Source organism: Streptomyces sp. NPDC088707, assembly GCF_044752725.1.
Taxonomy (GTDB): domain Bacteria; phylum Actinomycetota; class Actinomycetes; order Streptomycetales; family Streptomycetaceae; genus Streptomyces.
This window is the reverse complement of the sequence record NZ_JBIVLV010000007.1, coordinates 433,707-452,701: the sequence shown is the minus strand read 5'-3', so window position 1 is coordinate 452,701 and position 18,995 is coordinate 433,707. Positions and strand designations below refer to the sequence as shown.

At 73.4% G+C, this 18,995-nt stretch carries 19 protein-coding genes; 12 read left to right on the top strand and 7 right to left on the bottom strand.

The window, feature by feature from the left end:
* Positions 1-77: 77 nt before the first annotated feature.
* The 6 genes from ACIP84_RS23490 to der all read left to right on the top strand — a co-directional run bounded on the left by ACIP84_RS23490 (position 78) and on the right by der (position 5,350).
* Entirely contained in the window at positions 78-530 is a 453-nt protein-coding gene (locus tag ACIP84_RS23490; RefSeq protein WP_401799958.1) for a YidB family protein, read from the top strand.
* 196 nt (positions 531-726) lie between these two features.
* Positions 727-1,089 (top strand): chorismate mutase, encoded by a 363-nt coding sequence (aroH, locus tag ACIP84_RS23485; RefSeq protein ID WP_030315684.1) that lies wholly within the window; start codon positions 727-729, stop codon positions 1,087-1,089.
* On the top strand, positions 1,086-2,174 hold the full coding sequence (locus ACIP84_RS23480; protein ID WP_355959454.1) for a prephenate dehydrogenase: 1,089 nt from the start codon (positions 1,086-1,088) through the stop codon (positions 2,172-2,174). Before aroH ends, ACIP84_RS23480 begins: the two co-directional genes overlap by 4 nt.
* A gap of 341 nt (positions 2,175-2,515) precedes the next feature.
* A complete protein-coding gene (gene cmk / locus ACIP84_RS23475; RefSeq protein WP_383866035.1) occupies positions 2,516-3,190 on the top strand; it encodes a (d)CMP kinase in 675 nt (224 codons plus the stop codon).
* The gene (locus tag ACIP84_RS23470; protein WP_401799955.1) at positions 3,187-3,831 is read left to right on the top strand and encodes a lysophospholipid acyltransferase family protein; all 645 of its coding nucleotides are present in this window, start codon (positions 3,187-3,189) and stop codon (positions 3,829-3,831) included. Before cmk ends, ACIP84_RS23470 begins: the two co-directional genes overlap by 4 nt.
* A gap of 70 nt (positions 3,832-3,901) precedes the next feature.
* The gene (gene der / locus ACIP84_RS23465) at positions 3,902-5,350 is read left to right on the top strand and encodes a ribosome biogenesis GTPase Der (protein ID WP_355959451.1); all 1,449 of its coding nucleotides are present in this window, start codon (positions 3,902-3,904) and stop codon (positions 5,348-5,350) included.
* Between the two features lie 93 nt (positions 5,351-5,443).
* On the opposite strand, the gene ACIP84_RS23460 is transcribed toward der, so the two are convergent.
* Complete coding sequence (locus tag ACIP84_RS23460; RefSeq protein WP_401799952.1) at positions 5,444-5,728, bottom strand: hypothetical protein; 285 nt, start codon at positions 5,726-5,728, stop codon at positions 5,444-5,446.
* Between the two features lie 215 nt (positions 5,729-5,943).
* Positions 5,944-6,726 carry a hypothetical protein gene (locus ACIP84_RS23455; RefSeq protein ID WP_266964477.1) on the bottom strand — a complete coding sequence of 261 codons (783 nt, stop codon included), beginning with the start codon at positions 6,724-6,726 and terminating at the stop codon, positions 5,944-5,946.
* Between the two features lie 248 nt (positions 6,727-6,974).
* Between ACIP84_RS23455 and ACIP84_RS23450 the strand changes: the two genes are divergently transcribed.
* Complete coding sequence (locus ACIP84_RS23450) at positions 6,975-7,577, top strand: transglycosylase family protein (RefSeq protein WP_355959447.1); 603 nt, start codon at positions 6,975-6,977, stop codon at positions 7,575-7,577.
* A gap of 15 nt (positions 7,578-7,592) precedes the next feature.
* On the opposite strand, the gene ACIP84_RS23445 is transcribed toward ACIP84_RS23450, so the two are convergent.
* From ACIP84_RS23445 to ACIP84_RS23435, 3 genes are read right to left on the bottom strand one after another with little or no spacing between them, the layout of a single operon-like run.
* The gene (locus ACIP84_RS23445; protein ID WP_401799948.1) at positions 7,593-8,240 is read right to left on the bottom strand and encodes an ATP-binding cassette domain-containing protein; all 648 of its coding nucleotides are present in this window, start codon (positions 8,238-8,240) and stop codon (positions 7,593-7,595) included.
* Positions 8,237-10,786 (bottom strand): ATP-binding cassette domain-containing protein, encoded by a 2,550-nt coding sequence (locus ACIP84_RS23440; RefSeq protein ID WP_401800047.1) that lies wholly within the window; start codon positions 10,784-10,786, stop codon positions 8,237-8,239. The genes ACIP84_RS23445 and ACIP84_RS23440 overlap by 4 nt, the downstream gene beginning before the upstream one ends.
* Positions 10,786-11,256, bottom strand: a complete 471-nt coding sequence (locus ACIP84_RS23435; protein WP_401799945.1) for a hypothetical protein — start codon at positions 11,254-11,256, stop codon at positions 10,786-10,788. The genes ACIP84_RS23440 and ACIP84_RS23435 overlap by 1 nt, the downstream gene beginning before the upstream one ends.
* A 117-nt stretch (positions 11,257-11,373) precedes the next feature.
* Between ACIP84_RS23435 and ACIP84_RS23430 the strand changes: the two genes are divergently transcribed.
* The 4 genes from ACIP84_RS23430 to ACIP84_RS23415 all read left to right on the top strand — a co-directional run bounded on the left by ACIP84_RS23430 (position 11,374) and on the right by ACIP84_RS23415 (position 15,677).
* Positions 11,374-11,907: a hypothetical protein gene (locus tag ACIP84_RS23430; RefSeq protein WP_401799943.1), complete on the top strand. Its 534-nt coding sequence runs from the start codon at positions 11,374-11,376 to the stop codon at positions 11,905-11,907.
* Positions 11,885-13,252 (top strand): ABC transporter substrate-binding protein, encoded by a 1,368-nt coding sequence (locus ACIP84_RS23425; protein WP_401799940.1) that lies wholly within the window; start codon positions 11,885-11,887, stop codon positions 13,250-13,252. Before ACIP84_RS23430 ends, ACIP84_RS23425 begins: the two co-directional genes overlap by 23 nt.
* 90 nt (positions 13,253-13,342) lie before the next feature.
* Positions 13,343-14,617 (top strand): glycosyltransferase, encoded by a 1,275-nt coding sequence (locus ACIP84_RS23420; RefSeq protein ID WP_401799938.1) that lies wholly within the window; start codon positions 13,343-13,345, stop codon positions 14,615-14,617.
* A 73-nt stretch (positions 14,618-14,690) separates the two neighbouring features.
* A complete protein-coding gene (locus ACIP84_RS23415; protein WP_355959437.1) occupies positions 14,691-15,677 on the top strand; it encodes a YafY family protein in 987 nt (328 codons plus the stop codon).
* On the opposite strand, the gene ctaD is transcribed toward ACIP84_RS23415, so the two are convergent.
* Positions 15,616-17,328 (bottom strand): cytochrome c oxidase subunit I, encoded by a 1,713-nt coding sequence (gene ctaD / locus ACIP84_RS23410; protein ID WP_355959436.1) that lies wholly within the window; start codon positions 17,326-17,328, stop codon positions 15,616-15,618. The two genes, ACIP84_RS23415 and ctaD, sit on opposite strands and share 62 nt — an antisense overlap.
* A gap of 312 nt (positions 17,329-17,640) precedes the next feature.
* Between ctaD and ACIP84_RS23405 the strand changes: the two genes are divergently transcribed.
* Positions 17,641-17,856, top strand: coding sequence for an I78 family peptidase inhibitor (locus tag ACIP84_RS23405; RefSeq protein ID WP_355959434.1), 216 nt, complete (start codon positions 17,641-17,643; stop codon positions 17,854-17,856).
* A gap of 94 nt (positions 17,857-17,950) precedes the next feature.
* Here the strand turns inward: ACIP84_RS23405 and ACIP84_RS23400 are convergent, their stop codons facing one another.
* On the bottom strand, positions 17,951-18,868 hold the full coding sequence (locus ACIP84_RS23400) for a phosphatase PAP2 family protein (RefSeq protein ID WP_355959432.1): 918 nt from the start codon (positions 18,866-18,868) through the stop codon (positions 17,951-17,953).
* Positions 18,869-18,995 lie beyond the last annotated feature (127 nt).

Genomic DNA, 18,995 nt, shown 5'->3' with positions numbered 1-18,995 from the left:
CGGCTGTACCCCGAGTGGCGGAGCACCCCGGTCCGGGTGACATTGGGCGTGTTCCGAACCGGACGAAAGGCAGGGCCATGGCGGGAAACGACCTCGGCAGTCTCCTCGGGAGCCTTCTCGGAGGCGCCGGCGGACAGAGCGGCGGCAGCGGTGCGGGCGGCATCCTCGGCTCCCTGATCGGCGCGCTCGCGGGCGGCCAGGGCGGAGGCGCATCGGGCGGCGCGGGCGGTGCGGGAGGCGCGTCGAACCCGCTCGGCGGACTCCTCGACATGCTCACCAGGTCGGGCCTGACCGACCAGACCCGGTCCTGGGTCGGCACCGGTGACAACCAGCTCGTCAGCGGCGCCCAGATCGCCGAGGCCCTCCCGGACGAGACCCTGCAGAAGGTCGCCCAGGACGCCGGCGTCAGCCCGCAGGAGGCCGCCGACCAGATCGCGCAGTCGCTGCCGCAGGCCGTCGACAGGCTGACGCCGACCGGATCGATGCCCCAGGGCTCCCTGGAGGACATCATCCGCGAGCAGAAGCTCTGACCGGACGCGCCGCGAGCGGTGGCGCCGCGACCGGACGCGCTGGGACCGGCATCCCGCTGACCGGACTCCAAACCCTCCGGTGCGCCGAAGGCTCGCGCGGATGCCCTCCCTCCGTCTCGGAGGGCGGGCGCCCCGGCACGCCCTCCCGCCCCTGACTAGGCTGAACGGAGCACTGACGCAGGCGAAGGAGCACGACGTGGCGGTACGAGCGGTCCGAGGAGCCGTCCAGCTGGAGCGGGACGAGGCCGGGCACATGAGCGAGCAGGTCGAAGAGCTGCTCACCGCAGTCCTCGAACGCAACGGACTCGACGCCGACGACCTCATCAGCATCTGGTTCACCGCCACCCCCGACCTCCACAGCGACTTCCCCGCCGCAGCGGCCCGCCGCATCGGCATCGTCGACGTACCCCTGATCTGCGCGCAGGAACTCGACATCGAGGGCGCGATGCCGAGGGTCGTCCGGCTCCTCGCCCACGTCGAGACCGAACTTCCCAAGTCCCGGATCGCGCACGTCTACCTCGGCGCCGCGGCCGCTCTGCGCAAGGACATCGCCCAGTGAGAACAGCGCTCGTCATCGGCACCGGACTGATCGGCACCTCCGCCGCGATCGCCCTCGCGGGCCGGGGCGTCACCGTCCACCTCCGCGACCACGACCCGGCGCGCGCCGGCACGGCCGCCGCGCTCGGCGCCGGCACCGACGAGGCGCCCGACGGGCCCGTCGACCTCGTGATCGTCGCCGTACCCCCGGCGCACGTGGCCGCCACCCTCGCCGAGGCCATGACCGACGGGCTCGGGCGCGGCTACCTCGACGTGGCGAGCGTCAAGGGCGGCCCCAAGCGGGAGCTGGAGGCCCTGGGCCTCGACCTCACCTCGTACATCGGTACGCACCCCATGTCCGGCAAGGAACGCTCGGGCCCGCTCGCCGCGACCGCCGACCTCTTCGAGGGACGTCCCTGGGTGCTCACCCCGACCCGGGACACCGACACCGAGGTCCTCAACCTCGCCCTGGAACTCGTCGCGCTGTGCCGGGCCGTCCCCGTCGTCATGGACGCCGACGCCCACGACCGCGCGGTCGCCCTCGTCTCCCACACCCCGCAGCTGGTGTCGTCGATGGTCGCCGCGCGCCTCGAAGAGGCCGACGAGTCCGCCGTACGCCTCTGCGGGCAGGGCATCCGCGACGTCACCAGGATCGCGGCATCGGATCCGCGCATGTGGGTCGAGATCCTCTCCGCGAACCCCGGCCCCGTGGCCGACGTCCTCTCCGGCGTCGCCGCCGACCTCGACGAGACCGTCCGCGCGCTGCGCTCCCTGCAATCCGCCGACGAGGACAAGCGCCGGGACGGCGCCTCGGGCGTCGAGGACGTGCTGCGCCGCGGCAACGCCGGCCGCTCCCGCGTCCCCGGCAAGCACGGCGCCGCGCCCACGACGTACGAGACGGTCGCCGTCCTCATCAGCGACCAGCCGGGCGAGCTGGCCCGGATCTTCGCCGACGCGGGTCGGGCGGGGGTCAACATCGAGGACGTCCGCATCGAGCACGCGACGGGACAGCAGGCGGGTCTGGTCCAGCTGATGGTGGAACCTTCGGCGGCGCCGGGGCTGGCGGCGGCGCTCCAGGAACGAGGCTGGTCCCTCCGAACCGGCTGACGCGCTGGGGGCGCGCCCTCGCCCCCACCCGTTCCGCGTGGGCGATCGCCTCCCGCCCTCCCGCATCGCGGACTGAGCCCTCGCCACCGCCGTGTGCGCAATCGTCCCGCTCGGGGGTCTCCCCTGGACGAAGTCCTCGGGGGGAGGAACGACTGCCCACGGGGAGGGGGCGGCGGGCGTGGGGGGCGGGCACAGCCCCAGCGGCGGGAGTGCCCGCGACGAGGGGGCGGCAGGGGCCCGTGCGGGTGGGGCCGGATGGGGGTTCGGGACTCGGTAACCTTGTGGAGGTCCCCCGCATCTCCGCCGGGTCCAGACACTCACCCCAGGAAGGTGTTCCCACCGTGGAATCCGTGATCGTCGCCATCGACGGGCCCTCCGGCACGGGCAAGTCCAGCACCTCGAAGGCGGTCGCCGCCAAGCTGGGTCTGAGCTACCTCGACACCGGCGCCCAGTACCGGGCGATCACCTGGTGGATGATCAGCAACGGTGTGGACGTCCACGACGCCGAGGCCGTCGCCAACGCCGCCGCCAAGCCGGTCATCGTCTCCGGCACCGACCCGGCGCGTCCCACCATCACCGTCGACGGCGCCGACGCCGCCGGTCCCATCCGTACCGAAGAGGTCACCTCCAAGGTCAGCGCCGTCAGCGCCGTCCCCGAGGTGCGGAGCCTGATCACGGAGCTCCAGCGGTCCATCGCCCGCGGCGCCGAGCACGGCATCGTCGTCGAGGGCCGGGACATCGGCACCACCGTCCTGCCCGACGCCGACCTCAAGATCTTCCTCACCGCCTCGCCCGAGGCCCGCGCCGCCCGCCGTTCCGGCGAGCTCAAGGGCGTCGACGTACAGGCGACGAAGGAAGCCCTGGTCAAGCGGGACGCGGCCGACTCCAGCCGTAAGACCTCGCCGCTCGCCAAGGCCGACGACGCCGTCGAGGTCGACACCACCGAGCTCACCCTCGACCAGGTCATCGAGTGCGTCGTCACCCTGGTGGACGAGAAGAGGACGGCCGCCAAGTGACCGTGCCCTCCGAGAAGGGCGCCGCCGTCGGCCGACGCATCGGCATCGGACTGATGTACGGCTTCTGGAAGCCGCGCGTCCTCGGCGCCTGGAAGGTGCCGGCCTCCGGCCCCGCCATCCTCGCCGTCAACCACGCGCACAACATCGACGGCCCCATGCTCATGGGCACCGCACCGCGCCCCGTGCACTTCCTCATCAAGAAGGAGGCGTTCGTCGGCCCGCTCGGCAGCTTCCTCGAGGGCATCGGGCAGCTCAAGGTGGACCGCGACGGCACCGACCGCACGGCGATAGGCAACGCCCTGGGCGTCCTGGAGCAGGGCGGCGTCCTCGGGATCTTCCCCGAGGGCACCAGGGGCGACGGCGACTTCGCCTCGCTCCGCTCGGGCCTGGCGTACTTCGCCGTCCGCAGCGGCGCGCCGATCGTCCCGGTGGCCGTGCTGGGAAGCACCGAGCGCCGCGGACGGTTGGTCAAGGCACTGCCTCCGCTGCGCGGCCCCGTCGACGTCGTCTTCGGTGACGCCTTCGCGGCGGATGACGGCTCCGGCCGCCGCACGCGCAAGGCGCTCGACGAGGCCACCGTACGGATCCAGGGGAAGCTCACCGACCACCTGGAAAACGCCAGGCGCCTCACCGGGCGCTGAGCGAGACTTTCAGTAGTGGGCCCCGCGGCCCGGGGACCCACCGACCACGAATGATCAAGGAACGGACTTCATGAACGACCAGCACGACCACGGGGCACTTGGCGACGCCGAGTACGCGGAGTTCATGGAGCTCGCCTCCGAAGAAGGCTTCGACGTCGAAGACGTCGAGGGTGCGATCGAGGAGGCGGGCCACGGCCCCCTCCCCGTCCTCGCCGTCGTCGGCCGGCCGAACGTCGGCAAGTCGACCCTGGTGAACCGCATCATCGGCCGCCGTGAGGCCGTCGTCGAGGACAAGCCGGGCGTCACCCGCGACCGCGTCACCTACGAGGCCGAATGGGCCGGGCGCCGCTTCAAGGTCGTCGACACCGGCGGCTGGGAGCAGGACGTCCTCGGCATCGACGCCTCCGTCGCCGCCCAGGCCGAGTTCGCCATCGAGGCCGCCGACGCCTGTCTCTTCGTCGTGGACGCCACCGTCGGTGCCACCGACACCGACGAGGCCGTCGTGAAGCTGCTGCGCCGCGCCGGGAAGCCGGTCGTCCTCGCCGCCAACAAGGTCGACGGACAGTCCGGCGAGGCCGACGCGGCCATGCTGTGGTCCCTGGGCCTCGGCGAGCCGTTCCCCGTCTCCTCGCTGCACGGCCGCGGCACCGGCGACCTCCTCGACGAGGTCCTGAGGAAGCTGCCCGAGGCCCCCGAGCAGCGCTTCGGCAACGCCGTCGGCGGACCGCGCCGCATCGCCCTCATCGGCCGCCCGAACGTCGGCAAGTCCTCGCTCCTCAACAAGGTGGCGAACGAGGACCGCGTGGTCGTCAACGAGCTGGCCGGCACCACCCGCGACCCGGTCGACGAGCTGATCGAGCTCGGCGGCGTGACGTGGAAGTTCGTCGACACCGCGGGTATCCGCAAGAAGGTCCACCTCCAGGAGGGCGCGGACTACTACGCCTCCCTGCGGACGGCCGCCGCCGTCGAGAAGGCCGAGGTGGCCGTCATCCTGATCGACACCACCGACAACATCTCGGTCCAGGACCAGCGCATCATCACGATGGCGGTCGAGTCGGGCCGCGCCATCGTCATCGCCTACAACAAGTGGGACGAGCTCGACGAGGAGCGCCGCTACTACCTCGAGCGCGAGATCGAGACCGAGATGCAGCAGGTCTCCTGGGCGCCCCGCGTCAACGTCTCCGCCAAGACCGGCCGCCACATGGAGAAGCTGGTCCCGGCCATCGAGACCGCCCTCGCCGGCTGGGAGACCCGTGTCCCCACCGGTCGGCTCAACGCCTTCCTCGGTGAGATCGTCGCGGCCCACCCGCACCCGATCCGCGGCGGCAAGCAGCCCCGCATCCTCTTCGGCACGCAGGCGGGCACCAAGCCGCCCCGCTTCGTGCTCTTCGCCTCCGGCTTCCTCGAGGCCGGCTACCGCCGCTTCATCGAGCGCCGCCTCCGCGAGGAGTTCGGTTTCGAGGGCACCCCGATCCACATCTCGGTGCGCGTGCGCGAGAAGCGGGGCCGCAAGAAGTAGTCCGGCCGGACCGGCGACGGACCGAGGACACGGCGGAGGGCCGGGGCGATCGCGCCCCGGCCCTCCGCCGTTCCCCCGGTGTGCCGTGTTGCCCTAGAGGCCCCTGCGGGGCCCCGGTGGCAGGGCCGCCTGGGTGTGGGTGGGTGCCGGCGGGTACGGGTTCGACCACGCCGTCGGATACGCCGACGTGTACCGGTGGCCCTGCCCGTTCCCGTACACGCCCGTGCTCGCCGCCGTACCGAACGCCCGGAACGTCAGCTCCTCCTCGCCGCTGCGGTCACCCGGCAGCGTGCGGAACGACCTGCGGTACTCCGAGTACAGGGCGTCGTAGATCGGCGTGGGCGATGCCCCCGCCGAGACGTCCTGCGCGGGGCGCATCGAAGGGATCTGACTCGGATACGGCTGGAGGAAGGGGTCGTATGCGTGCACGTAGGTGCCAACGACCCCGCCGCCCGTCGGATGCGGGCGGCTCTCCGAATGGGGCGCACGCCGGGGACGCGGCACGGTGGGGGCCGCCGGACCGGCGGAGCCGGTCGGCCCCGTCGGTACGCCGTGGACCCGCGCCCACCCTATGCCGGGCCGGCCGTCCTCCATCAGGTACCGGCCAGCGGCATCGCGGCGGCGACCAGGCGCCCGTTCGCCGCGGCCTTCTCCAGTGCGTCGCGCAGCAGGTCTTCGCGCGGCTGCTGCCCGATCGAGCCGACCGGGGCGGCGAAGACCAGCACCGTGTGCGACTTGTTGGCCGCCGCACGCCAGCCCTCGGTGACCTGGAGCGGCTGGTGCGCCTGCCACCAGGCGGCCTGCCCGGCGCCGCCGGGGCCCGGCTGGAGGACGGAGTGCAGCTGCCCCATGGCGACCAGGACCGACCAGCCCGGCAGCGCCGCCGGCTTCTCGTCGAGGTTCATGACCTGGTGGAAGCCCTGGTCGGCCAGGAGCGGCAGGAACTCGTCGGTGAGGCCGTCCGAACCCGGACGGGCCACCGGCGCGGTCGGCTCCACGACGAGGGCCGGGTGCAGCTCGCCCTGGATCAGGACGAGACCGCTGGTGACGCCGAGCACGGCCTGCTCGGGGTGTGCGGCGGACAGCGCGTCGGCGGTGTCCGAGGCCGTGATGGAGGCGACGGCGCCCTGGAGCTGCTCCTCGGCGACCCGGACGACCTGCGACGGAATGCAGCTGGCGTGGGCGAACGCGAGGACCGCGGTCTCGTCGCCGACGAACAGCACCGTGCTGGTGCGCTCCTGCTCGGAGTCCCCCGGCGTGCGGCAGGAGGTGCAGTCGTAGCTGCCCGGGGCGTTGTCGCCGGCGAGCAGCCGGTCCGCTTCTTCGTCGCCGATCTCGGCGCGTACGTCCTCGCTGACGTCGAGCATGCGCGGCACGGGGGGCTCCCTGGGCTCGGTACGGGGGGACGCCGGGCCGTTCCCGGTCGTCTCATGCCGAGTTCAACGGGTCAGGCTCGGCCGGGGTCACGCGTGGAAGCGAGGCAACTTGCCGCCGGCTCGTGCGGAAGCGGGTGAGCGGGGCCCCGAGGGGCCCGGAACACGGGGTGACTCCGACCGGGTGGGGTGTGAACAGTGTTCCGCGCGGCACGGGCCGCGGGCGGCGGGGTGCTGCCTAGCCTGCCCCGATGTCGAAGATCCGATTTTGGACGACGGGTGCGCTCGTGGCGGCGTCCGCCGCCGCGCTGCTCGCCCTGGCCCCGGCACCCGCCCTGGCCCGGGACGTGCCGGCCGGGCCCCGGAACGCTTCCGCCGTGCTCCGGGACGTGGCCGACGGGCTTCGGGCGGCCGCCGCCGTGCCCGCCTACCCCTGCGCCAAAGACCAGTGGCCGTGGGGCTGCGTCGCCGAGTGCGAGAGCAGCGGGAACTGGCACATCAACAGCGGGAACGGCTTCTACGGCGGCCTCCAGTTCTGGCACCCGACCTGGGTCGAGCACGGCGGGCTGCGGTACGCGCCCCGTGCCGACCTGGCGACCCGCCCCCAGCAGATCGCCGTGGCGGAGGAGGTGCTCCGCACCCAGGGCTGGGCGGCCTGGCCGGTCTGCTCCAAGCGGTACGGGCTGAGCGGGCGCGCGCACGTCGTCCAGCCCGGCGACACCCTCAGCTCCATCGCCCGCCGCTTCGCGATCAAGGGCGGCTGGAAGGCGCTGTACGCGGCGAACCGGAGCCTCGTCGGGCCCGATCCGAACCGGGTCGTCGTCGGGACGATGCTGCGGATCGCCCCGATCTGACGGGTCGGGGGGCCGTCACGCCAGCTCGGCCGGCTCCCCGCTGAACGCGAGCGAGCCGCGCCGCAGCTCGTGCACGAGCGTCCCGGGCGGCAGCCCGTCCGGGACCCGCTGCTCCGCCAGGACCACGGCGGCCCCGCCCTCCACGGCGAGTGCGACCAGCGCGCGGTACGTACGGGCGGCGACCGGCGGGGCCAGGCCGAGCGACGGCTCGTCGACCAGCACCACGCGCGCGTGGCGGGGGAGCAGAAGGGCTCGGGAGAGGGCCAGCATGCGGCGCTCGCCGCCGGAGAGGCTCCCGGCGGTCCGGTCGAGGAGGGGGACGAGCTCGGGGTACGGGGGCGGGGCACCGGGACGGGTGAGCGCGAGGTTCTCGGCGACGGTGAGGCCCGCGTACACCGCCTGCAGGTCCGGTACGAGACACAGCCCGCGGCGGGCCCGTTCGTGCGCCGGGAGGCGGGTCGCGTCGGCGCCCCGCCACAGGACCCGGCCGGCGGAGAGCCGGACCGTGCCGGCGAGGGCGCGCAGGGCCGTCGTCCGTCCCGAGCCGTTGCGGCCCAGGAGGACGGTGACCGTGCCGGCCGGGACGGGCAGGTCCAGGCCGTGCAGGGCCTCCAGGGGGCCGTAGCGGACCCGGGCGGCACGCAGGGCGATCTCGACGCTCATGACACGATCCGGCCGCCTTCCATGGTGTGCACGGTGTGCGCGATGCCCGCGACGAGATCCGGGTCGTGTTCGACGACCAGGACGGTGAGGCCGTCGGCGGCCAGCGCGGCGAGGACCCGGGCGAGCGCGGCCGTCTCGGCGGCGTCGAGACCGGCGGCGGGCTCGTCGAGGAGCAGGGTGTGCGGCTGCCCCGCGAGCGCACGCGCCAGCTCGACCCGGCGCAGGGTCCCGGTGGGCAGGTCCGCCGCCGTGGCGTGCCGTACGGCTCCGGCGAGGCCGAGGAGGCGGAGGCTCCGCTCGACCGCGGCGGGGTCCTCGCGGACGCGGCCCCGCTCCCCGCCGAGGCGGACGTTCTCCTCGACGGTGAGGGACGGGAAGACGGCGAGGCGCTGGAAGGTCCGGGCGATGCCGAGGCGGGTACGGGCGTGGGCCGAGCGGTGGGTGATGTCGGCGCCGTCGAGGGTGATCCGGCCCTCGCGGGGGCGGAGGGTGCCGGCGAGGCAGTCGAAGAGGGTGCTCTTGCCGGCGCCGTTGGGGCCGACGAGGGCGGTGATGCGGGAGGGGGCGAGGTCCAGGGTGACGCGGTCGAGGGCGGTGACCCCGCCGGGGTGGGTGAGGGTGACGTCGTGGGCGCGGAGGCGGGGGACGGGCCCGGGAACGGGTACGGGTGCGCGGCTGTGGGCGGTGGCGAGCCGGTGGAGGCGCGTCCGGCCTCCGGGGCCCTCTGCCGGACCGGGGTGCCCGCGCGTGGCGTGTGCGGTGGCGTCGGCGGCCGCGGGTGCGCGGTTCCTCTGCGGGAGCAGGTCCGTCAGCGGCGGGATTCTGCCCGTCAGAGTGGCGAGGAGGCCCAGGGCCAGTGCGGCCGTGCCCGCGTACGCGCCCGCGTCCAGGGTGGTCAGGAGGGCCGCGGCGGCCAGCGGGGTCAGCAGGCTGTCCGCGCCCAGGACCAGGACCGCGGCGAACCACAGCAGGCCGCGGACGGGGTCGTACGCCACCGGGTCGAACGCGCGCAGGCCCATGCCGAGCAGGCCGCCGCCCAGGGCCGCCAGGGCCGCGCCCAGGACGAACGCGAGGAGCTTCAGGCCGGGGACCGCGACGCCCGCCGCCTCCGCGCCCGGCTCGTGGTCCCGCAGCGCCGCGAGCGCCCGGCCGGTACGGCCCCGGCGGAGCGCAGCGACCAGGGCGAGGCAGCACGCGAGGACGAGCAGTTCGAGGGCGTAGAAGGCGCGGTCGTCGGAGAAGCCCGCCGGGCGGCCGAGGGACAGGCCGGCCGTCGCGTACGGCTGGGTGAGGACGAAGCGGCTCACCGCCACTCCCGTCGCCAGTGTCACGAGCGCCAGCGCCAGGCCGTGCCGGCGGATCGCCGGCCAGCCCGTGAGCAGGCCCGCGGCCGCCACCAGCGGCACCGCCAGGCCGAGAGCGAGGAGGCCCGGGGTCCCGCGTGCCGTGAGCAGCGCCGTGAACAGGGCGCCCAGGCCCGCGTACGCCGCCTGCCCGAGAGCGATCTGGCCGCCCCGCCCCGCCACCACGACCAGGGACAGCAGGATCACCGCGAGTGCCGGGACCTGGATCGCCGTGTGCAGGTCCGAGCCCGCGAAGCCGAGCGGGAGCAGGAACAGCACACCCACGACGAGCCACCAGGCCACCGGCACCCGCCCCGGGCGCACCGGCGGCGGCAGTGCGTCCCGGCCCCTGCCGCCGATGCCCGGCAGGACGAGCGCGGCGACCAGGAGCGCCACCACGAAGAGGTTCGCCCCGACCGCCTGGACCAGGGGCCCCGCCCATCCCTCCGGGTGCAGCCGGGTGAGCTGGGCCTGGGCGACGCCGATGGCGAGCGCGGCGAGCACGGCGACCGGCAGGGACCGCATCCGGGCGATGACGGCGACCGCGATCACCTCGACGACGAGCAGCGGCATCCCGTACGGGTCGAGCCGTACGTACGGGGCGAGGAGCACCCCCGTGAGCCCGGCGGTGAACGAGCCGAAGGCCCACCCGGCCGCCGCCACCCGGTTCGCGTCGATGCCGGAGAGCACGGCGAGCGGCCGGTTGTCGATCACGGCCCGCAGCTCCCGTCCGAACCGGGTCCACCGGGTGACCGCCCCCACCAGGCAGGCGAGCGCCACCACCGCGCCGAGCTGGGCCCAGGGATCGTCACCGAGGAGGACGGGCGCGTCGTCGCGTCCCCCCGGGCCCCACACCAGCACCGCCGCGCCGACGAGCAGCACGAAGACGCCGATGGAGGCCACCAGGGACTGCGCCGGATTCGCCTCCCGCCGGGCGAGCGGCCGGAACACCCCGGCGTCCAGGGCGAGTCCGATGCCGGGGGCGACGACGAGAAGGGTGACGAGGGCGCCCGCCGGCAGCGGCCAGCCCCAGCCGACCACCAGCTGGCGGAGCACGTACGCACAGATCATGGCCACCGCGCCGTGCGCCAGGTTCAGGACGCCGGTCGCCCGGTAGGTGACGATCAGTCCGATCCCGGTGAGTGCGGCGGCGCTGCCCACCGCGAGGCCGGCGAGCGTCAACTCGTACGTCAGGGAGGCCATCAGGGCGGCCAGGGCTCGCACACCGGGCAGGGGGCCAGGGCCGCGTCCCCCGCCTCCGTGGCCTCCGGCCTGCCCGCGACCAGCGGGCAGTCGGGGCGGTGGGCGAGCGTTCCGCCCGGGACGCGGAGCGGCGGGCCGTCGGAGGAGGGCGGGCCCTCCGCAGCGGGGCCGTCCACCGCCATGGGGCCGCCCGCCGCCGTGGAGCCGTTCGCCGCTGTGGAGCCGTTCGCCCCCTCCGCCCCAGGGCCTCGCGGCTCCGGAGGGCGTAGGGGAAGCGCGTACGCCGCCACCAGGAGGATCGCGCCCGCGACGATCAGGGCCGCGCCCGGCACCGTGCACGAGGCCAGGTAGGGCAGCTGCCGCTCCGCGAACCGCTCGCCGGAGATCCCGTACCAGCCGAGCACGCACAGCACCGCGCCCCCGGCGGCCGCCACGAGACCGCTCCACCACAGGATCCGGGATGCCGGCACGGCGACCTCCCTCATCTCTTCCTCACGCTATGCCCTGATCTTGCACTATGCCCCGATACGTACCACCCTGGAGGCGTCGGACCGTACGGCCCGCAGGGACACCCGGTGGTGAGCCAGATGGTTGTCGCACGACTCGGCCGGCGCCCCCGGCTCGCCGCCCTCGCGGCCGCCGCCGTCCTGGCGCTCACCCCCGTCGTCGCGGGCTGCTCCGACGACGGTGCCGGCGGCGGAGAGGGCCGCGCCGACGGCACCGAGACCGCCACCGCGACCGACCCGCCCGCCGGGGCCGACGAACCCGACGACCCCGCCGCGGCCAAGGCGGAGATCACCAGGAACTGGACGGCGTTCTTCGCCCCCGGGACCCCGGCCGCCGAGCGGGTGAAGCTCCTGGAGAACGGGGAGCAGATGCGGGAGGTGCTCGGCGCCTTCGGCGGCGACAAGAACGCCGCCATGACCTCGGCGAAGGTCACCGGCGTCGAGTTCACCTCCGCCACCGAGGCCAACGTGACGTACGACCTGCTCGTCGGCGGAACCCCCGCGCTGACCGGCTCGCAGGGCACGTCCGTCCTCCAGAACGACACCTGGAAGGTCACCGTGAAGACGCTGTGCGGCCTGGTCCAGCTGAGCGGTGTCACCGTTCCGGGCTGCTGAGGCGGGAGCGGCGCTGCTCCTGGGCCTGCTGCTGCTCCTCCTCACGGCCTGCGGCAGCCGGCTCCCGGAGCGCGCCTTCGAGACGCGGCCCACCGCCTACCCCTCCGGCGGTGAGCCGCTCCGCGTCGGGATCATCACCAGCGTCACCAGCCCCGTCGGCGGACAGGCCTTCACGGGCACGCGCGACGGAGCCCGTGCCTACTTCGACGCCCTCAACGCGCGCGGTGGCCTGGACGGGCGCCGGATCGAGGTCGAGACCTGCGACGACGGCGGCAGCGGTGTCGGCAACAACGCGTGCGTGCACCGGCTGATCGACGAGCGCGGGGTCTTCGCCCTGGTCGCCACCACCGCCCTCGACTACGCGGGCGCCCCTCTCGTCTCCCGTGCCGGGGTGCCCGACATCGGCGGCCAGCCGCTCACCCCCGCGTACGACACCTATCCGCATCTGTACGGGATCTACGGCAGCTCCGCCCCGCGCACCGGGAAGGAGCCCGGCTGGGGCGGGGTCCTGTACGGCGGGACCGAGGTCTACCGCTGGTTCAGGCAGGAGAAGGGGGCGCGGACCGCCGCCGTCGTCTCCTACAACCAGAGCGCGTCCGCCGCGTACGCCCGCCTTGTCACCCGGGGACTGCGCGCCGAGGGCTACCGGGTCGTCGAGGAGCAGGTGGACTTCGCCCTGCCCAACTTCCGCGCGGTCGCCGCCGATCTGCGGGCCCAGCACGTCGACGTCCTCTTCGACGCCATGGACACCCACGGCAACGTGCGCCTGTGCGAGGCGATGGAGACCCTGGGCGTACGGGTCGACGCCAAGGTCACCAACGTGCAGAACTGGTCCTCGTCCGTCGCCCGCGACTACGCCCGCGCGCCCGGCTGCCGGGACGCACTCCAGGTGACCGGCGCGAGCCGCAACCACCAGGACACCGGGCATCCGGCGGTGCGGGAGTTCCGGGCGGCGATGGGGGACCGGCCGCTGTCGCAGTGGCAGCTGGAGGGATGGGCGGCGGCGATGTGGTTCACCGACGCGGCCCGCTCCTGCCTCACCGGGCGCGGGGGCGACAGCGCGGAGAGCGGTGGCGCGGGCGGTGTCGCCGACAGCGGGGCGGGCGGTGGCGGCGCAGGTGGTGGGCTCACCCGCGCGTGCGTGGAGGCGTACATGAACCGCCCGGAGGGGTACACCGCGCGGGGGCTGCTGCTCCCCGTCCGCTACGAGCATCTCGCGCGACCGCCGGCGACCCGGAACACCTGCCTGTCCGTGGCCCGTTGGCAGGACGGCCGGGGCTGGGTGAGCCAGGGGGAGATGACGCAGAACTGCGCGACCGTACCCCAGCTCGGCTACCGCCCCTGACCCTCCCCCGCTACAGGGCGTGAACGGCCCCCCTCCACCGGCAGTACAGTCGGGCGACCGATCAACTGACCGGGGGGAACCGGCAGCGCGATGCGTATCTCCTTTCTGCTCCACAACGGCTACCACTACGGCGGCACGATCCGGACGACGTTCACCCTCGCCGAGGAGCTGGCGAAGCGTCATGAGGTCGAGATCGTCTCGGTGTTCCGCCACCGCGACCGCCCACTCCTCGGCCTGCCCTCCGGGGTGGCCCTGCGCCATCTCGTCGACCTGCGCAAGGACAGCCCCGGATACGACGGCGACCACCCCGACTTCCACCGGCCCGCCGAGGTCTTCCCGCGCGGCGACGGACGCTGGAAGCAGTACAGCGCGCTCACCGACGCCCGGATCGGGGAGCACCTGGCCGGCGTCGAGGCGGACGTCCTCGTCGGCACCCGTCCCGGACTCAACGTGCAGCTCGTCCGGCAGGCCCGGCGGGGGCCGGTCCTCGTCGGTCAGGAGCACCTGATCCTCGACGGCCACCCGTTCCGGCTGCGCCGGGACATCGGCCACGAGTACGCGCTCCTCGACGCCGTCACCACCGTCACGGAGGCGGACGCCCGCGCCTACCGGAAGCTCGGGCTGCCCGGCGTGCACGTCGAGTCCGTGCCCAACAGCGTGCCCGCACCCCCGGGGCCGCCCGCCGACCCCGCGGCGAAGACCGTCGTCGCGGCGGGCCGGCTCACCCGCGTCAAGCGGTACGACCTGCTGATCGACGCGTTCGCCGAGGTGGCCGCCGACCACCCCGGGTGGAAGCTGCGGATCTACGGCAGCGGGGACGCCGTCCAGAACCTCAAGGGGCCGCTGTCCCGGCAGATCAAGGACCGGGGCCTCGACGGACAGGTCTTCCTGATGGGTTCGGCGACCCCGCTGGAACCGGAGCTGGCCAAGGGCTCGATCGCCGCGGTGACCTCGCAGCGCGAGTCCTTCGGCATGACCATCGTCGAGGCGATGCGCTGCGGACTCCCGGTGGTCTCCACCGACTGCCCGCACGGGCCGGGCGAGATCATCGAGGACGGGGTCGACGGATTCCTGGTGCCGGTCGACGACGCGGCGGCGTTCGCACGGGCGCTGCGCCGGCTCGTCGAGGACGACGAGCTACGGGCCAAGACGGCACGGGCGGCGCTCGACGCGTCCGAGCGGTTCGACCCGGTCCGGATCGCCGCCCGGCACGAGGCGCTGTGGACGGAGCTCGTCGAGCGGGGCGCGGGCCTGCGCACCCACGCGCGGGGCCGGGTGACGTGGCACGCCGGGACCGGTCGGGCGATCGACGCGGTCTACGCCCTGAAGGCGCGGGTCGGCCGGCTCGTCCGCCGCTTCCGCTGACCGACGGGAACCTCTCGGACCGCCCGTTCATCGAGGACAGAAGTCGTCCGCGAGGGCTGGCAGACTCGGGTCCATGTTGGAGACCTCAGCACGGCTCTTGCGTCTGCTCTCGTTGCTCCAGGCCCACCGCGAGTGGTCCGGTGCCGACCTCGCCGACCGGCTCGGGGTCACGCCCCGCACCGTACGGCGGGACGTGGACCGGCTCCGCGAACTCGGCTACCCGGTCAACGCGAGCCCCGGCACCGGCGGCGGGTACCAGCTGGGTGCCGGGGCCGAGCTGCCGCCGCTGCTCCTCGACGACGAGGAGGCCGTGGCGGTCGCCGTCGGCCTGCGCGCCGCCGCCGGGCAGGGCGTCGAGGGCATCGGCGAGAGTTCCGTACGCGCCCTGGCCAAGCTGGAGCAGGTGCTTCCGGGGCGGCTGCGGCGCCGCGTGAGCGCCCTGAACGCCTTCACCGTCCCCATGCTGCGCACTCCGCGCGAGCGGATCGACCCGGCCGTCCTCACCGAACTCGCCAACGCCTGCCGGGACACCGAGCGGCTGCGCTTCGAGTACCGGGACCACGGCGGGGCCACCACCCGCAGGAACGTCGAGCCGCACCGCCTGGTCTGCAGCGAGCGCCGCTGGTACCTCGTCGCCTGGGACGTGGACCGGTCCGACTGGCGCACCTTCCGCGCCGACCGGATCGTGCCGACGCCGCCGCACGGGCCCCGATTCCCGCCCCGCGAGCCGCCCGCCGAGGATCTGGCCGCCTATGTGGCGAAGGGGGTGTCCACGGCGGCGTACGCGACCGAGGCGACGATCCGGCTGCATGTGCCGCTCGCCGAGGCGGCCGCGGCGGTCGGCGCGGCCGACGGGGTCCTGTCGGCGGACGGGGACGATGCCTGCCTGCTCAGGACCGGGGCGCACAGCCTCGACGTGATGGTGATCCACGTGTCGCTGATCGGCTTCGAGTTCGAGGTGCTCGACCCGCCGGAGCTGGTCGACCGGGTGCGGGCGCTCAGGGACCTGCTGTCCCGGTCCCTCGACCGGTCGGCCTCCGCTCCGGCGGAGGGCTCGTGAGCCGCATCCGCTCGTAGGCCGCGAATTCGGGGTGGTGCAGGTCGAAGGCCGGCGCCTCGGAGCGGATCCGGGGGACGGCGTCGAAGTTGTGCCGGGGCGGCGGGCACGAGGTGGCCCACTCGAGGGAGCGGCCGAAGCCCCACGGGTCGTCGACCTCGACCTTCGGCGCGTACAGCGTGGTCCGCCACACGTTGTAGAGGAACGGCAGGGTGGACGCGCCGAGCAGGAAGGCGCCGATGGTGGAGACGGTGTTGAGGGCGGTGAAGCCGTCCGCCTCCAGGTAGTCGGCGTACCGCCGGGGCATGCCCTCCGCGCCGAGCCAGTGCTGCACCAGGAAGGTCAGGTGGAAGCCGGTGAAGAGGGTCCAGAAGTGGATCTTCCCGAGCCGCTCGTCGAGCATCCGGCCGGTGAACTTGGGCCACCAGAAGGTGAAGCCGGCGAAGGTCGCGAAGACGACCGTGCCGAAGACCGTGTAGTGGAAGTGGGCGACCACGAAGTACGAGTCGGTGACCTGGAAGTCCATCGGCGGCGAGGCGAGGATGACCCCGGTGAGGCCGCCGAAGAGGAACGACACCAGGAAGCCGACGCACCACAGCATCGGGGTCTCGAAGGAGAGCGAGCCCCGCAGCATGGTCCCGGTCCAGTTGAAGAACTTCACCCCGGTGGGCACCGCGATGAGGAACGACAGCAGCGAGAAGAACGGCAGCAGCACCGCGCCGGTCGCGAACATGTGGTGGGCCCAGACGACCACCGAGAGGCCGGTGATCGTCATGGTGGCGGCGATCAGCGTGGTGTAGCCGAAGATCGGCTTGCGGGCGAAGACGGGGATGATCTCGCTGACGATCCCGAAGAACGGCAGCGCGATGATGTAGACCTCGGGGTGGCCGAAGAACCAGAAGAGGTGCTGCCAGAGCAGCGCGCCGCCGTTCTCGGGCTGGAAGACCACCGAGCCGAGGCGCCGGTCCGCCTCCAGGACGAGCAGGGCCGCGGCGAGCACGGGGAAGGCGACGATCACCAGGACCGCGGTGAACAGCACGTTCCAGGTGAAGATCGGCATCCGGAACATGGTCATGCCGGGCGCCCGCATCCCGACGACGGTCGCGAGGAAGTTCACCGAGGTCAGGATGGTGCCGAAGCCGGAGAGCGCGAGCCCCACGATCCACAGGTCGACGCCGATGCCGGGGGACCGCTCCAGGCTGTTGAGCGGCGCGTAGGCGGTCCAGCCGAAGGCGGCCGGGCCGGTCGGGGTGAGCAGCGAGCCGACCACCATCAGGCTGCCGAAGAGGAACAGCCAGTACGAGAACATGTTGAGCCGCGGGAAGGCGACGTCGGGCGAGCCGATCTGCAGCGGCACCAGCTCGTTGGCGAAGCCGGCGAAGGTCGGTGTGGCGAAGAGCAGCAGCATGATCGTGCCGTGCAGGGTGAAGGCCTGGTTGAACTCCTGGTTCGTGACCAGCTGGAGTCCCGGGCGCGCCAGCTCGGCCCGCATGAGCATGGCCATCAGCCCGGCGATGAGGAACAAGACGAACGCGGTCACCAGATAGAGGTGGCCGATCTTCTTGTGGTCGGTGGTGGTGAGCCAGTCGATCAGGATCCGGCCGTGCCGCTCGCGGCTCGATTCGACGGTCGCGATCGCTGTCCCGTTGCCCATCCGCTGCCTCCGCTTCGCGGTCGCCCCCGGCTCCGCGTCTCCGGGCGTTCGGACAGCGTAAGCATTGTGTAAGGGAAGAGTGAGCGCCTCGCGTGCGCGTCGCCGAGGCAATTCGGGACGGACGGAGCGGGAAGAGCTGAATTACCGGCGTCCTATCGGTACTTCAGGGCTCTTGGTGCGAACTGCCTGATGCCCTTCGGAATTACTGGAGAAACGGCCGGAATCCGTGTCGCGGAGTGACCTGGATCGTGCCGAACATATGTCGAGAACTTGTGACACAAGCGTGACCGCCAAGGGACTAACGTGAGGGCCATGGCACCCACATCGCGCACTCCCGAACCGCCCCGCGACGCCCCCGAGTCCTATGTGGGCCTCGACGCGGACGGCGCCGCACGGCTCGCCAGGACGCGGGGCTGGAGCACCGTGAGGTCGCTCCCGCCCGGCTCGATCATCACGATGGAGTACCTCGCAGGACGCATCAACTTCGAGGTCGAGGGCGGCAAGGTCACCCGCTGCTGGCTCGGCTGAGAGACCGGCGCACGGTAGGGCCCCGGCACGCGGAAGGGCCCCGGCCGATCCGTCGGCCGGGGCCCTTCCGTCTGCGTGGGGCGGTTGCCCGCGGTCAGCCGCGGGTCGCAGGGGCGCGGCCGCCGGCTACTCCCGCGCGGGTCGCCGGGGCGCGGCCGCCGGCCACTCCGGCCGGCCCGCGGGCCGGTTCCTCGGACCCGGGCGGACGCTGCGGGAAGTACCCCGGGCGGGGACCTCCCGAGGCCACGGGGAGCGAGGGGACCAGGCGGCGACGGTCCCGAAGCCGGTCCCGTACCCGGTCGCGCAGGGCGAGGATCCACGACTCCGCCACGGCGAGCACCGGCTCGCACCAGGGCAGGGCGAGCAGGATCAGCAGTCCGGCGGCCCAGCCGAGGAGGACGTCGCTCAGCCAGTGCGTACCCAGGTAGACCGTGGTGAGTCCGACGCCGAGCGCGACCACGGCGGAGAGCGCCGAGAGATAGCGCCTGGCCCTCGGGGTGGTCGCCAGATAGGCGAGGATGCCCCAGGTCACGACCGCGTTGGCGGTGTGCCCCGAGGGAAATATGTCGCCGCCCGCGAAGAGCTCGGCGGAGCCGACCTCGGTCGCGTAGTGGGGTCCGAGACGGCCGAGCCCGAGCTTGACCGCGCCGACCGTGACGTTGAGCAGCAGGAGGGCGGCGCCGAGGCAGAGCAGGGGCCGCAGGGTGTGCTGGCGCCAGGAGCGCCAGCCCAGCCAGGCGGCCACCATGACGGCCGTGGGGCCGCGCTGGCCGAGGACGACGTAGTAGTCGAGGAAGCCGTGGATCTCCGGCCACTGCTGGTAGGGCCGGAAGAGCATGATCTTCCAGTCGAGGGTCACCAGCCACGTCGAGAGCAGCACGGCGACGACCATGGCGAGATAGAACGCCGACGTCCCGCCGAAGAGGGCGAGACGCGTGCGGGTCATCCGCGGGACCTCTATCTTCGGCGGTTCCGGCTCCCGGTCCAGCCGGGCAAAGATGTCGGTACGCACCCAATCGACGTTACAGGGAGTGAGAAGCAGACCCGGTCGTTCCGGTCTGTTCGTGATGTTGATGTGATGTGGAGTGGGTCTCAGTCGGTGACCTATTCCCGGCGTCCGTCGGGAAATCCGATGACCT